The organism is Citrobacter sp. Cf087, from assembly GCF_030334285.1.
Classification (GTDB): Bacteria; Pseudomonadota; Gammaproteobacteria; order Enterobacterales; family Enterobacteriaceae; genus Citrobacter; species Citrobacter freundii.
On sequence record NZ_JAOWED010000031.1, the window covers coordinates 721,598 to 734,714 of the forward strand.

General features: G+C 50.0%; 15 protein-coding genes. 10 read left to right on the top strand and 5 right to left on the bottom strand.

Annotated features, from left to right (window positions below):
• Window positions 1–266 precede the first annotated feature (266 nt).
• The 4 genes from OGV57_RS20095 to OGV57_RS20110 all read left to right on the top strand — a co-directional run bounded on the left by OGV57_RS20095 (window position 267) and on the right by OGV57_RS20110 (window position 2,896).
• Window positions 267–1,409, top strand: coding sequence for a transglutaminase-like domain-containing protein (locus tag OGV57_RS20095; protein WP_054528517.1), 1,143 nt, complete (start codon window positions 267–269; stop codon window positions 1,407–1,409).
• On the top strand, window positions 1,387–1,743 hold the full coding sequence (locus OGV57_RS20100) for a mercuric transporter MerT family protein (RefSeq protein ID WP_054528516.1): 357 nt from the start codon (window positions 1,387–1,389) through the stop codon (window positions 1,741–1,743). The genes OGV57_RS20095 and OGV57_RS20100 overlap by 23 nt, the downstream gene beginning before the upstream one ends.
• Window positions 1,740–2,021 carry a heavy-metal-associated domain-containing protein gene (locus OGV57_RS20105; RefSeq protein ID WP_003839119.1) on the top strand — a complete coding sequence of 94 codons (282 nt, stop codon included), beginning with the start codon at window positions 1,740–1,742 and terminating at the stop codon, window positions 2,019–2,021. The genes OGV57_RS20100 and OGV57_RS20105 overlap by 4 nt, the downstream gene beginning before the upstream one ends.
• A gap of 209 nt (window positions 2,022–2,230) precedes the next feature.
• Entirely contained in the window at window positions 2,231–2,896 is a 666-nt protein-coding gene (locus OGV57_RS20110) for a YecA/YgfB family protein (RefSeq protein WP_044701508.1), read from the top strand.
• 26 nt (window positions 2,897–2,922) lie between these two features.
• Here the strand turns inward: OGV57_RS20110 and tyrP are convergent, their stop codons facing one another.
• Window positions 2,923–4,134, bottom strand: coding sequence for a tyrosine transporter TyrP (gene tyrP, locus OGV57_RS20115; RefSeq protein WP_054528515.1), 1,212 nt, complete (start codon window positions 4,132–4,134; stop codon window positions 2,923–2,925).
• Between the two features lie 225 nt (window positions 4,135–4,359).
• Between tyrP and OGV57_RS20120 the strand changes: the two genes are divergently transcribed.
• The gene (locus OGV57_RS20120) at window positions 4,360–4,599 is read left to right on the top strand and encodes a YecH family metal-binding protein (RefSeq protein WP_003034586.1); all 240 of its coding nucleotides are present in this window, start codon (window positions 4,360–4,362) and stop codon (window positions 4,597–4,599) included.
• Window positions 4,600–4,644: 45 nt separating this feature from the next.
• Here the strand turns inward: OGV57_RS20120 and ftnA are convergent, their stop codons facing one another.
• Together ftnA and yecR are read right to left on the bottom strand one after the other, a co-directional pair.
• Entirely contained in the window at window positions 4,645–5,142 is a 498-nt protein-coding gene (ftnA, locus tag OGV57_RS20125; protein ID WP_003034588.1) for a non-heme ferritin, read from the bottom strand.
• Window positions 5,143–5,336: 194 nt separating this feature from the next.
• A complete protein-coding gene (gene yecR / locus OGV57_RS20130; RefSeq protein WP_003034590.1) occupies window positions 5,337–5,672 on the bottom strand; it encodes a YecR family lipoprotein in 336 nt (111 codons plus the stop codon).
• A gap of 267 nt (window positions 5,673–5,939) precedes the next feature.
• Here yecR and OGV57_RS20135 point away from each other — a divergent pair, with 267 nt between their 5' ends.
• Window positions 5,940–6,578, top strand: coding sequence for an RpiB/LacA/LacB family sugar-phosphate isomerase (locus OGV57_RS20135; RefSeq protein WP_003034591.1), 639 nt, complete (start codon window positions 5,940–5,942; stop codon window positions 6,576–6,578).
• Between the two features lie 33 nt (window positions 6,579–6,611).
• Here the strand turns inward: OGV57_RS20135 and OGV57_RS20140 are convergent, their stop codons facing one another.
• Complete coding sequence (locus OGV57_RS20140) at window positions 6,612–8,033, bottom strand: MFS transporter (protein ID WP_054528514.1); 1,422 nt, start codon at window positions 8,031–8,033, stop codon at window positions 6,612–6,614.
• Between the two features lie 130 nt (window positions 8,034–8,163).
• On the opposite strand from OGV57_RS20140, the gene OGV57_RS20145 reads away from it, so the two are divergent.
• Window positions 8,164–8,415 carry a DUF2766 family protein gene (locus OGV57_RS20145; protein WP_003034595.1) on the top strand — a complete coding sequence of 84 codons (252 nt, stop codon included), beginning with the start codon at window positions 8,164–8,166 and terminating at the stop codon, window positions 8,413–8,415.
• Between the two features lie 139 nt (window positions 8,416–8,554).
• Here OGV57_RS20145 and OGV57_RS20150 read toward each other — a convergent pair whose 3' ends face one another.
• Window positions 8,555–9,058 (bottom strand): non-heme ferritin-like protein, encoded by a 504-nt coding sequence (locus OGV57_RS20150; protein WP_003839130.1) that lies wholly within the window; start codon window positions 9,056–9,058, stop codon window positions 8,555–8,557.
• Between the two features lie 552 nt (window positions 9,059–9,610).
• On the opposite strand from OGV57_RS20150, the gene OGV57_RS20155 reads away from it, so the two are divergent.
• The 3 genes from OGV57_RS20155 to araG all read left to right on the top strand — a co-directional run bounded on the left by OGV57_RS20155 (window position 9,611) and on the right by araG (window position 13,103).
• Entirely contained in the window at window positions 9,611–10,168 is a 558-nt protein-coding gene (locus tag OGV57_RS20155) for a DJ-1/PfpI family protein (RefSeq protein ID WP_003844182.1), read from the top strand.
• Window positions 10,169–10,483: 315 nt separating this feature from the next.
• Entirely contained in the window at window positions 10,484–11,473 is a 990-nt protein-coding gene (locus tag OGV57_RS20160; RefSeq protein ID WP_003034602.1) for an arabinose ABC transporter substrate-binding protein, read from the top strand.
• 115 nt (window positions 11,474–11,588) lie between these two features.
• Complete coding sequence (araG, locus tag OGV57_RS20165) at window positions 11,589–13,103, top strand: arabinose ABC transporter ATP-binding protein AraG (RefSeq protein WP_054528513.1); 1,515 nt, start codon at window positions 11,589–11,591, stop codon at window positions 13,101–13,103.
• Window positions 13,104–13,117: the final 14 nt, after the last annotated feature.

Below are 13,117 nucleotides of genomic sequence, written 5' to 3' on the forward strand. Positions count from 1 at the left end.
TAAATATAGACAGGATTTACGCTGAGTTTGTTTCATAAGAAGGGGGCTGGCAGATTGATATCCGCTCACTGCTGTACTTTTTTGCCTGTAAATGGCTTAATAGCGACCTTGTAGTATCTTATTTCATTCACAGTTAACAGGTCTGTTATTGATGAATAACCTCCATCGGCTCACCTTTTTATGTCAGCGTCTGTCTGCTGTGATGATCGTATACGGTTTTTACCTTCTTAGCCGTAGTTCAACTCTTATAACATGGACAGACAGCAATGCAACGTCGACAATTTCTCAAAAATAGCGTTCTCCTTTCGGCCGCCGGTTTAGTCGGTCCTGCGGTTATTAGTCAGACGGTTCACGCCGCTGAGCCATCCGTTGCACCAGTCGCGCGTCGGCGCTTTGTGTTATCCCAGACCTATAAACTTAACCCTCCTAAGGGCTCGAACGGTGTAGTGAAACTGTGGATCCCGCTTCCTGTAGATACCGCTTTTCAACAAATGACGGCGCTTGCCTTTAGCGGAAACTATAAGCAAGCGTATGTCACCACTAATAATACTTATGGCGCGAAAACGCTGTTTGCCACCTGGCCTGACTCGCAGGGCGAACTGTTGATTAACGTTGATATCGACATTGAAACCGCCGACTGGGAACCGCTGAAGCAGGACGCGTTGAAAACCTGGCAAGCGCCGGAGCAGATTATTTACCCGCTGGATGTAAAACCGTACCTTTTGCCGACGGCACATACCCCAGTTGATGGGCTGGTTCTGGAAACCGCACGTAAAATCACCGGTAATGAGCAGGATCCGCTGAAAAAAGCACGCCTGATTTACGAGTGGGTGAGTAGCCATATGGAGCGCGATAACGACGTTATCGGCTGCGGCACGGGGGATGTAGCGGAGATCTTAAAAAGCGGTAAGCTCAAAGGAAAATGCACCGACATGAGCTCCGTTTTTGTGGCTCTGGCGCGGGCCAGCGGCATTCCCGCGCGCGAACTGTTTGGTATCCGTCTGGGTAAAGCCAATAAGCTCGAACGTTACTCGAAAAGTGCTTTTGGCAAAGCAGACAGCGCAGGCGTTGCTGATGTGAGCGGTGGGCAACATTGTCGTGCCGAGTTCTATCTGGCCGGTTACGGTTGGTTACCTTGCGATCCTGCTGATGTGACCAAAATGCGTCTGGCAGAGAAAAAATCGCATCAGGACGCCGATGTCCAGGCGGTAAACACTTACCTGTTTGGCAACTGGGAAATGAACTGGGTTGGATTCAACTACGGGCGTGATTTCGAGCTGTATCCGGCAACGGAGCAGGGCGCGGTGAACAACTTTGGTTATCCTTATGCTGAAGTTGATGGCGACCCGATCAATTTCTACGATCCTAAAGCGTTCTCCTACAGCTATGTCGCCACAGAACAACGCTAAAGGGGCGGGACTCACCCTGTTGACGGCTGCGGTAGCTGCCGTCACCGCGGGCTTATGCTGCGTTGGACCGCTGCTCTACCTGCTGTTTGGTATTTCGGCGGCGAGCTTTGCTGTTTTCACCCAGTTTGAGTTTTTGCGAATTCCCTTGATGCTGCTGTCATTGGGCTTATTACTGCATGTTTTCTGGCGGCTCTATTTCTCCAGGCGGCTGTGGTGCTCCGGGTGGCTAACTCTGAAGCAAGCGCGCGTTCTCTACTGGTGCGCACTGGCATTGATTTTGCCAGTGTTATTTTACCCAACGCTTGTTGCCTGGTTTTATGAGGTATTTGAATGAAAATCTTCACATTAGTTGCATGCTTGTTGCTGCCGCTGTGGGCTCAGGCGACCAATCAAAAAGTGGTGCTGGATATACAAAATATGACCTGCTCGCTATGCGTTATTTCGGTCAATCAGGCGCTACGTGAAACCGACGGCGTGATTAAAGCAAAGTCCTCCCTAAAAACCCGACAAGCAGAAGCGATTGTGCCAGAAGGTTTCCCAACCGATACTTTACTTAACGCGGTAGCGAAAACGGGCTATACCGCAACGCTCAACCGCATTGAACAACAGTAAATCACCTGCGGGTGGTTTTATTGTGTTTTCCCGGTATGATGCCCGGCGGCTTCGTGTTCTCTTTTGTGCGTTAACTTCCGGAATTCCCCTCGTTTCCTGTTAACCTGAACAGGCGGCAGCTGTATGCCGCATATGCCCATTTGTATCTGTTATCCCTCCAGCCATGTAGGATGATCACAGGCAAGATTTTTTGACTAAGGAAAAGCGTTATGAAAACGGGACCATTAAACGAGAGCGAACTGGAATGGCTGGATGATGTACTGACTAAGTACAATACAGACAAGGCTATTCTGGATGTGTCAGAACTAGATGGTTTGCTGACGGCGGTGCTGAGTTCACCGTATGAAATTGAACCAGAGCAGTGGCTGGTCGCGATTTGGGGGGGCGCGCAGTATGTCCCTCGCTGGTCCTCCGAAAAAGAAATGACGCGTTTCATGAACCTGGCGTTTCAACATATGGCGGATACGGCCGATCGTCTGGATGAATATCCTGAGCAGTTTGAGCCGTTGTTTGGTTTGCGTGAAATTGACGATCATGAACTGACCATCGTTGAAGAGTGGTGCTTTGGTTATATGCGCGGCGTTGCACTGTCAGACTGGTCTGCGTTACCGGACACGTTAAAACCAGCACTTGAGGCTATTGCGCTGCACGGTACGGAAGAGAACTTTGCGGTGGTTGAGAAATTGACACCTGAGGCGTTTGAAGAGAGCGTCGATGCCATCCGCCTGGCTGCGCTGGACCTGCATGCTTACTGGATGGCGCATCCTCAGGAAACGCCGGTCAAAGTACCGGTGAAAGTGGATGCCAAAGTAGGGCGCAATGACCCTTGCCCCTGTGGCAGCGGCAAGAAATATAAGCAGTGCTGTTTGCATTAACAGAAAGGGGCGAAAGCCCCTTTGTTTTAACCCACTTCTGGTAGTAATCCTGCTGCAATAGAAAACTGTACTGCGATCACCACAATGCCGCACAAAAATACCAGTGCCAGCGCCGGAGCACCGCCGGCTACGCGGTAGTTGGCCTGCGGATTATGTTTTCTGCTCTGCCAGGCCAGCATCGAGGGAATGAGCAGCGCCAGCACCGCCAGGGCAACGCCCGCATACCCTAATGCCATGACAAAACCACGCGGATAGAACAGCGCGAATGCCAGCGGCGGCAGGAAGGTCACCACGCCGGTTTGCATTCTTCCCGCTACGGTATTGCGGCGCTGGAAGAGGTCGGCCAGGTAGTCAAATAATCCCAATGCAACGCCGAGGAAAGAGGTTGCCAGCGCGAGGTCGGCAAACAGATGTACCGCCAGTTCGACGTGCGGCGAAGCCACGACTTCACGCAATGCCTGCAATAAGCCGTTTAAGCCTGCGTGGTTGGCTAAAAGCCCCATGAACGTTGTCGAGTTAATGCTGCCAAGCGTCGCCAGTTGCCAGAAGATATAGGCGACCAGTGGAATAGCGCTACCCGTAATAAACACCCAACGCAGTTTACGGATGTTACCGTTCATATAGCTGACGATACTGGGGACACTGCCGTGAAAACCGAACGAGGTGAAGATGACCGGGATTGCGGAGAGCGCCAGCCCCTGTTGCAGCGGCAGCGTAAGCAGGTTCACTTTATGGATATGCGGCATTAACAGAGCCAGCATCGCCACCAGGAAGATTATCTTGGCGCTGAATAGCAGACGGTTGAACAGATCGACCAGCGAGGTCCCAACACAAACCACGCCACCGGCAACAAAGGTGAACAGCAGTACGCCTGTTGTCGGAGATATATTTGCTCCGGTCCAGTCGCTGATGCTGGAGGCCAGCAGTTCACCTGCACCACTGATGTACGCCGCCGTCAGGGCATACATTAAAAACATCATGCTAAAGCCCGTTACCCATTGTCCGTAACGACCAAGATACCGTTTTGCCAGCGTACCCAGCCCGGTGTCTGCCGGGACATGTTGATATACTTCAAGCAGCAGCAGCGCGGTGTAGCACATCAACGCCCAAAGACTGACTAACAATACCAACGTGACGCTAAACCCCACGCCTGCCGCAGCCAACGGCATTGCCAACATACCAGCACCAATCGTGGTTCCCGCCACGATAAAAATACTACCCAGGGTTCTGTTTTTCACGCTTTCCTCTGTCCCAGAGATAATCAACGGTTATATCTGCGGCGCAGGTTAAGGCAAAACGCTATTTTCGTCAAATCGTCGTTACAATGGTTGTACATTAATGTTTACGATTTTTTGACCATTAAGATGTATAACAAATAACATTTATCTGCGGATAAACCTGCGTTAGCGCAAAGCAGCGCCGTGCGGTTCACATTAGGCTACGGTCTTTATTGAGGAGGTAGTATGGAATCTATTCACGGTCACGAAGTGCTCAACATGATGATTGAATCTGGCGAGCAGTATTCAAATGCCAGCCTTGAAGCGGCGATTACGGCACGTTTCGGCGAGCAGGCACGTTTCCACACTTGTTCTGCGGCAGATATGACGGCAGGCGAGCTGGTGGCGTTTTTAGCGGCGAAGGGAAAGTTTATTGCAAAAGAAGACGGCTTCTCTACGCACGAAAGCAAGATCTGCCGTCACTGATTTTAATGGGTAATGATGGCGGGTTGCCTTCATTACCCCAAAATATTAATTCTGCGTATCAAGCGTAGCCAGTTCTTTATCGATGAAATAAAGACCTTCGCCGCTTTTCCCTGCCAGCGACAGCTTATCAATAACAGATTTAAATAATTTCTCTTCTTCATGCTGCTCGGCAACATACCATTGCAGGAAATTAAAGGTTGGATAATCCTGGTGGGTCATTGCCGCGTGTGCCAGCTCATTAATTTTCTGGGTGATCAGCTGCTCGTGTTCGTAAGTGACACGGAACAGTTCATCCAGAGACGCATATTCAGCAAAAGGGGAAGAAACGGTATTAATACGCGGCAAGCTGCCGGTATCGGTCAGGTAATCGAACAGACGCTGCATGTGCGTCATCTCTTCCTGAGCGTGACGGCGCAAAAACGCGGCGGCACCTTCGAAGCTGTGATAGCTGCACCACGCGCTCATCTGTTGGTAGAGCAGAGATGAATATAATTCAAGATTCATTTGCTCATTCAGTTGGTCGATCATTTCTGTTTTCAGCATGGTTCTGCTCCACAAACATTATTATATATTGACGTGTCGTCACTATAATTTGTTATTTAATTATTTGCAAAAGGTAAAATAATAAATTTATTTATTAAAAATGCGAATGGGAATAAAACGCATTAACGATATTAAGCGGAGGATATAAATAATAAAGTGGTAAAAGACCAGCAAAAATGTGCTGGTCGGAAATATTAATAATTGAATGAGGGGGATTGCGATACTGCGACACCATGACACTGCCAGGCGAGTGTAATTTTGGTATTTAAGCACAGAGAGCCTGCATATACGCTGCAGGTTGACACCGGCTGACCAAACGCTTCAGCGCTGGCATAGCCCAGGCGCTGACACTCTTTGGTGGCTGTCCCTTGGGTAACGTAGTCATCGGTACGTGCTGTTTGTAACATGGCCTGATTATAAGTCAGGCGAACCACACCAGTGATGGCGCTGGCTTCGCTGACCTGCGCCTGTTTTGTAATTGTGCATCCTGTCAGCACGAGCGGCAAAAGCGCTAGGATAAAGGTCTTCATGAGATCGCTCTGAAAGTTCGAAGATACACTATCATGGCATACAGAGGCCCTCATCAATGGCTTGAATAGCCCGAAGATCACCTGTGATTAATCACAACGAGGTCATTCGTTTGAGGCAATTCTGAACTGTTCAGACAAGAATGTGAGCGCAACTTTGTTTTTTAAAACTAAATTTCATTAAATTTGAAAGTGTGATTGCAAAATAGTAATGTGGCTGAATGTTATGACTTTCAGCGGGCTACCGCAGTGCATTCAGGAGAGTACAGAATGAAAATTGCATTGATGATGGAAAACAGCCAGGCAAGCAAAAACGCCATCATCCATAACGAGCTTAAAGCCGTTGCGGATGAGAAAGGTTTTCCGGTCTATAACGTTGGGATGAGCGATGAAAATGATCATCATCTGACCTACATCCATTTAGGAATTATGGCCAGCATCCTGCTTAATTCCAAAGCGGTTGATTTCGTGGTCACCGGTTGCGGCACGGGCCAGGGGGCAATGATGTCACTGAATATCCATCCGGGTGTGGTGTGTGGTTATTGCCTCGATCCTGCAGATGCGTTCTTGTTCTCTCAGATCAACAACGGCAACGCGCTTTCTCTGGCATTCGCCAAAGGTTTTGGCTGGGGTGCTGAGCTGAATGTGCGCTATATGTTTGAAAAAGCGTTCACCGGGCGTAACGGGGAAGGCTACCCACCGGAGCGTAAAGAGCCGCAGGTACGTAACGCCGGTATTCTGAATCAGGTGAAAGCGGCTGTGGTAAAAGAAAATTATCTGGACACGCTGCGCGCTATCGATCCTGAACTGGTGAAAACCGCTGTATCAGGCCCGCGCTTCCAGCAGTGCTTCTTTGAAAACTGCCAGGACAAAGCAATCGAAGCGTTTGTACGCGAGGTAATTGGCTAAATCCTGTTGGCCCGGCAGCGTTCACCCTCCGGGCTACCTGTTCTTGTTCGATACTGCACTTCCTGCATCACGGGTGAGCCGCAGCGTATCCACCATACCTACCAGGCAAATAATGGCAATAGCGACAAAGGCCAGCCGGAAACTGATCCCTGGAATATTGCCCAATGCCAGCCTTTCACTGACCACATCGCCAATGCGGATCCCAATAGCGGCTAAAGAAATGCCCAATCCTACCGCTAATTGTGTCGCTGTACTGAACAGCGTATTAGCGTAGCTCATTTGTGCCGCGGGGACGTCCGCGAAGGCAAGCGTGCTGACGCCGGTAAACTGAATTGAGCGGAACACACCGCCCAGATACAACACCAGCAAAATAACCCACACGGGGGTCTGTGGCGTAATTAATGCACAGGCCAGCAGCGCCAGAACGTTAAGCGCACCGTTAATCAACAGCAGTTTCTTAAAGCCCAGCCAACGTATCAACGGTGTGGTGGCCGGTTTAATCGTCAGATTGCCCACAAATACCGCCAGCACCAGCGAACCCGCGTGGAAAGCGTTCATGCCAAAACCTACCTGAAACATTAACGGCAGCAGAAACGGCACGGCGCTGATAGAGGCACGAAACAGCGATCCGCCATACATGGTGACGCGAAAAGTAGGGACGTTCATGGCATCAAGGCGAATCATTGGCCATGCGGCGCGACGAAAATGATGCAGGGCAAACAGAAATGTCACTGTTCCTAGCGCCAAAAGTCCGGCGGTCAGCCAGCCCTGAGGCTGTTGGGTTCCCAGTAACTCCATGGCATACACCAGGCTTACCATCGCAACAGAGGTTGCGATAAATCCCGTTATATCAAATGGGCGGCGCTCGTCGTCATGAATATCCGGGATAAAACGTAGCGCCAGCGCAATCGCCAGTATCCCGAGCGGTACATTGATGAAGAAGATCCAACGCCAGTTGGCATAGCTGGTAATGAATCCGCCAAGGGGAGGGCCAATGATGGGGGCGACTAACGCGGGCCAGGTCAGGGTCGCAATAGCGGTGATCAACTGATGTTTAGGCGTGGTACGCAATACCGCAAGTCGGCCAACCGGAACCATTAGCGCGCCACCTACACCCTGTAAGATTCGCATGGCGACAAAGCTCTCAAGGCTTTCGGACAAACCGCATAAAACCGAGGCGAGAGTAAATATCGCCAGCGCCAGGGTAAACACCTTGCGGGCGCCGAAGCGATCCGCAATCCAGCCGCTGGCGGGAATCAGCACCGCGAGGGTGATCAGATAGGCGCTGATACCTATGTTCAGGTCTACCGCTTGCACGGCAAAACTCTTCGCCATGTCGGGCAGTACGGTGGCAATCACCGTGCCGTCAATAAACTCCATAAAGAAAGCCCCGGCAACAAGTAATGCAGCCGGGGATAGACCGCGTTTGTTCTCAACCGCTAAATGTTCACTCATGTTGTGCTTGCCATCTCAAAAGAAACTGACTGGATCTATTTTTATTTTCCAGCGCATTCGTAATGCATGCGCGGCTATCGTTTCGTTCGTTGAATAGGTACTATGACGACCTTTCTATAAGGAGCTCACTATGTCCCAAACACTGAATGCCGATCAGGAACTGCTCTCGGACGTTGTTGCCTGTCAGCTGGTTATCAAGCAGATTCTGGATGTTCTTGATGTTATTGCCCCAGTAGAAGTGCGGGAGAAAATGTCCAGCCAACTGAAAAGCATCGATTTCTCCAGCCATCCTGCGGGCGCCGATCCGGTTACTATGCGCGCAATACAAAAAGCAGTTGCCTTGATCGAGTTGAAATTCACGCCGCAGAATGAATCTCACTAAAATAAACCGTTGTTTCAGGTTTTAGAAAGGTTTTTTTGCGCCTCGCAGAATGAGAGGCGTGAGCGTAGAGAAAATTAAGCACCAGCCGGATAAGGTGCGTCGCATCGTTATCCGGCATTAACATGATGAAAATTGAAGATTAGTGATGTTGATAGTTCACGACGTTCAGCAGATGCTTATCGGTTTGCGCCATGCACAGTCCCGCACGTTTAGCGCTGCGGACTTCATCAAGAATCGTCTGTAACAGCACGCCATCCTGCTGCTGCTCTTTTTCCAGATCGTGAAGAAAATCAATGGTTGTTGCATCATTCAAGGCTTCTGCTTCATTGGTCAAGCGTGATAGCTTGCTGTAACGCTGTTGGTATTCATCCAGCGTTTTCTGAAACAGTTCTTCAAGAGAAGTTAGTTCATCACCCGGAACATCAATTGCCTTGACGATGGGGTTAGCCCCGGCACTTTTCATAAAATTGAACATACGCATCATTTGAGTCACGTTACATTGTGCCTGAGTGCGTAGAAAGGTTGCGGTGCCAGTCAGGCTGTGTTCGTAACACCATTCACTGAGATGCAGGTAAAGATTCGATGCGTAGAACTCGAGGTTCATTTGTGTGTTGAGTTTATGAACAATTCCAACTGCAGCCATATCAATATCCTTATTTCCAGAAAGGGGGATGTACGTTACTTACGTCAGTGCAACGGGCTGCCGCTACACATCACCTCTACGTACAATTAAAACTGTTAGCAGAATAAATCCGTTCCGCCGGTCCTTTAGTGATCACGAATTATATTCGCTCCCGATCGAAATTCAGCATAACTCCTGTTCCGACTTAAGAAAATCCTTAAATCTGCGTATTTATGATTTTTTACATATTGTCATAGCAATATTAGTGATTTTTCTGCTTGTGTATATAAGTGGTGTGAATATAACAGATTGATATTTATGGTATTAAAGTCAAGCGTTAATATTGAAATGATGTTTCATATCACGAAATGGAATTTCACAATCAGGTATTGTCTGTCACCGGATGATTATCCGGCCTTGGGATGAAGAAATTTCATCATCGCGACGTGTCGGTGAACGAAATCTGCGGCTAATTATTTGCGCCAGATCAGTTTTGTTGAAATTAATAAAGTTAAGCGCCTGAATGATTCGGCATTTATTGTTTGGTGTATTTGGAAAAATCGAGGAGTGTGTATGAAAAAGGTTGCCGTGCTACTGGCACCAGGTTTTGAAGAGGCGGAAGCCATTGTTACCATTGATATTCTGCGCCGCCTGCAGATCGAAGTTGAAACACTGGCCTGCGCCGAGTCCCGTGCGGTGGTGAGCTACCATGACGTGCCGATGGTGACGGACAGCACGCTGGCCGCGCGTCAGACGGATCTTTACGATGCCGTTGTGTTACCGGGCGGGCCGCAGGGCAGCGTTAATCTTGCCGCCAGTAAGGCTGTCATCCAGTTTATCGCTCGCCATGACGAGGCAGGAAAACTCATTTGCCCGGTGTGTTCCGCGGCTGCGCGCGTGCTGGGTGGCAACGGCCTGCTGAAGGGGCGTCGCTACGTGTGTTCAGGGGATCTGTGGCAAAACGTAACGGATGGGGAATATATCGATGCGCCGATTGTGGAAGATGGCAACCTGATTTGCGGTAAAGGGTTAGGGCATATTTTCGATTTTGCATTGACGCTTGCGGCGCGTCTATTGGGAGATGATATTCCGGTTCGCGATCACGCTGACCACATTTATTACCGATGGTAATCATTTTCCCGAATGCTCCGGTATTCGGGAACAAGGATTCGTTGGCTGATGTTATGGACTAATCTGCTATTCCTCTTTTTTCCCGTCGACAAAACCGCGTTTTTTTATGTCATTTCCCGCTGAATTTATGTACGCAATTACTGTAATTCTGTGGTGTGATGCCGCTCTCTTATGGAGAATCAATTTCCCGCTACAAATACTCTCAGCACTGGCATTGATCTTATCAATAAAAGGTAATGCCTTGTTTTACGTCCGAATTACAAAAAATCGTCTGATTCTACCCTACATAAAAGAACGTTAAAGCTGGAGTTAACCATGCACAAATTCACTAAAGCGCTGGCTGCCATCGGTCTGGCGGCCATTATGTCACAATCCGCTATCGCTGAATCCATGAAGCTCGGTTTCCTGGTCAAACAGCCGGAAGAACCGTGGTTCCAGACTGAATGGAAATTTGCCGATAAAGCCGGTAAAGACCTTGGTTTTGAGGTGATTAAAATTGCCGTCCCGGATGGTGAGAAAACCCTTAACGCCATCGACAGCCTGGCTGCAAGTGGAGCAAAAGGGTTTGTTATTTGTACGCCAGACCCAAAACTGGGGCCAGCCATTATGGCTAAGGCGCGTGGCTACGATATGAAAGTCATTGCCGTCGATGACCAGTTTGCCAACGCCAAAGGTAAACCGATGGATACCGTACCGCTGGTGATGATGGCGGCAACCAAAATTGGTGAGCGCCAGGGCCAGGAGTTGTACAAGGAGATGCAAAAACGCGGTTGGGATGTGAAATCCACCGCCGTAATGGCCATTACCGCCAACGAACTGGATACCGCACGTCGTCGTACTTCTGGTTCAATGGAAGCGCTTAAAGCCGCAGGCTTCCCGGAAAAACAGATTTACCAGGTCCCAACAAAATCGAATGACATCCCCGGCGCATTCGACGCCGCTAACTCTATGCTGGTTCAGCATCCTGAAGTCAAACACTGGCTGATTGTCGGTATGAACGACAATACCGTGCTGGGCGGCGTACGTGCGACCGAAGGGCAGGGCTTCAAAGCACCAAACGTAATTGGTATTGGTATCAACGGCGTTGACGCAGTAAGCGAACTGTCTAAAGGCGAAGCGACCGGGTTCTACGGTTCACTGCTGCCAAGCCCGGACGTTCACGGCTACAAGTCCAGTGAAATGCTCTACAACTGGGTAACGAAAGGTGCAGAGCCACCGGCATTCACTGAAGTGACGGATGTGGTGCTGATTACCCGCGATAACTTCAAAGAAGAGCTGGCGAAGAAAGGCTTAGGCGGTAAGTAACACAAATGCCGGATGCGACGTCAACGCGTCTTATCCGGCCTACGAATTGCGTCCTCAGAAGACCGGATGAGGCAAAGCCCCCCTCCGGCATAAAGATCTGACTCACGGAGACGTTATGCAACAGTCTACCCCGTATCTCTCATTTCGCGGCATTGGCAAAACGTTCCCCGGCGTTAAGGCGCTGACGGATATCAGTTTCGACTGCTATGCCGGACAGGTGCATGCGCTGATGGGCGAAAATGGCGCCGGGAAATCAACACTCTTAAAAATTCTCAGCGGTAACTATGCGCCAACGACGGGATCATTGACGATCCGCGGACAGGAAGTTTCCTTCGCGGATACCACTGCCGCGCTCAACGCCGGCGTCGCCATTATTTATCAGGAACTGCATCTCGTCCCGGAAATGACCGTTGCCGAGAATATTTATTTAGGGCAGTTACCGCACAAAGGCGGGATTGTGAACCGCTCGCTGCTGAACTATGAAGCAGCAATCCAGCTGAAGCATCTGGGAATGGATATCGATCCCGATACCCCATTGAAATACCTCTCCATTGGTCAGTGGCAGATGGTGGAGATTGCAAAAGCGCTGGCGCGAAATGCCAAAATTATCGCCTTTGATGAACCAACCAGCTCCCTGTCGGCTCGTGAGATTGAGAATCTGTTTCGTGTCATCCGTGAGCTGCGCAACGAAGGACGCATCATTCTGTACGTTTCGCACCGTATGGAGGAGATTTTTGCCCTCAGCGATGCCATCACTGTGTTTAAAGATGGTCATTACGTCAAAACGTTCACGGATATGCAGCAGGTCGATCACGACGCGCTGGTGCAGGCGATGGTCGGGCGCGACCTCGGGGATATCTATGGCTGGAAATCCAGACCGTATGGCGCAGAGCGTCTGCGGTTGCATGAGGTAAAAGCCCCGGGCGTGCGTACGCCAATCAGTTTATCCGTGCGAAGCGGTGAAATTGTCGGGCTGTTTGGCCTGGTGGGGGCCGGACGTAGCGAATTAATGAAAGGACTGTTCGGTGGTACGCGTATCACGGCGGGCCAGGTATTTATTGATGAACAGCCTATCGATATCCGTAAACCAAGCCATGCCATTGAAGCAGGGATGATGCTGTGCCCGGAGGATCGCAAAGCCGAAGGGATCATTCCGGTCCATTCAGTGCGCAACAACATCAACATTAGTGCACGACGTAAGCATGTTCTGGGGGGATGCGTGATCAACAACGGCTGGGAAGAGACCAATGCCGATCACCATATTCGTTCACTCAACATCAAAACTCCGGGTGCAGAGCAACTGATCATGAATCTCTCCGGCGGCAATCAACAGAAGGCTATCCTCGGTCGTTGGTTATCGGAAGAGATGAAGGTGATTTTGTTGGATGAGCCTACACGCGGCATTGATGTAGGCGCCAAGCATGAAATTTACAACGTGATTTATGCCCTCGCAGCGCGCGGTGTGGCCGTATTGTTTGCTTCCAGTGACCTGCCAGAAGTGCTCGGTGTCGCCGACCGTATTGTGGTGATGAGAGAAGGCGAAATTGCCGGTGAGTTACTTCATGAACAGGCGGATGAGCGCCAGGCGTTGAGCCTTGCTATGCCTAAAGTCAGCCAGGCTGTAGCCTGAATAAGGAGAGTATG

Excerpts from the sequence above, each read along its gene's own strand:
- ftnA (WP_003034588.1), bottom strand. The coding sequence starts at position 5,142 with ATGCTGAAAACAGAAATGATCGACCAACTGAATGAGCAAATGAATCTT.
- OGV57_RS20135 (WP_003034591.1), top strand. The coding sequence starts at position 5,940 with ATGAAAATTGCATTGATGATGGAAAACAGCCAGGCAAGCAAAAACGCC.
- OGV57_RS20150 (WP_003839130.1), bottom strand. The coding sequence starts at position 9,058 with ATGGCTGCAGTTGGAATTGTTCATAAACTCAACACACAAATGAACCTC.
- OGV57_RS20120 (WP_003034586.1), top strand. The coding sequence starts at position 4,360 with ATGGAATCTATTCACGGTCACGAAGTGCTCAACATGATGATTGAATCT.
- yecR (WP_003034590.1), bottom strand. The coding sequence starts at position 5,672 with ATGAAGACCTTTATCCTAGCGCTTTTGCCGCTCGTGCTGACAGGATGC.
- OGV57_RS20105 (WP_003839119.1), top strand. The coding sequence starts at position 1,740 with ATGAAAATCTTCACATTAGTTGCATGCTTGTTGCTGCCGCTGTGGGCT.
- OGV57_RS20140 (WP_054528514.1), bottom strand. The coding sequence starts at position 8,033 with ATGAGTGAACATTTAGCGGTTGAGAACAAACGCGGTCTATCCCCGGCT.
- OGV57_RS20155 (WP_003844182.1), top strand. The coding sequence starts at position 9,611 with ATGAAAAAGGTTGCCGTGCTACTGGCACCAGGTTTTGAAGAGGCGGAA.
- OGV57_RS20110 (WP_044701508.1), top strand. The coding sequence starts at position 2,231 with ATGAAAACGGGACCATTAAACGAGAGCGAACTGGAATGGCTGGATGAT.
- OGV57_RS20095 (WP_054528517.1), top strand. The coding sequence starts at position 267 with ATGCAACGTCGACAATTTCTCAAAAATAGCGTTCTCCTTTCGGCCGCC.
- OGV57_RS20160 (WP_003034602.1), top strand. The coding sequence starts at position 10,484 with ATGCACAAATTCACTAAAGCGCTGGCTGCCATCGGTCTGGCGGCCATT.
- OGV57_RS20100 (WP_054528516.1), top strand. The coding sequence starts at position 1,387 with ATGTCGCCACAGAACAACGCTAAAGGGGCGGGACTCACCCTGTTGACG.
- OGV57_RS20145 (WP_003034595.1), top strand. The coding sequence starts at position 8,164 with ATGTCCCAAACACTGAATGCCGATCAGGAACTGCTCTCGGACGTTGTT.
- araG (WP_054528513.1), top strand. The coding sequence starts at position 11,589 with ATGCAACAGTCTACCCCGTATCTCTCATTTCGCGGCATTGGCAAAACG.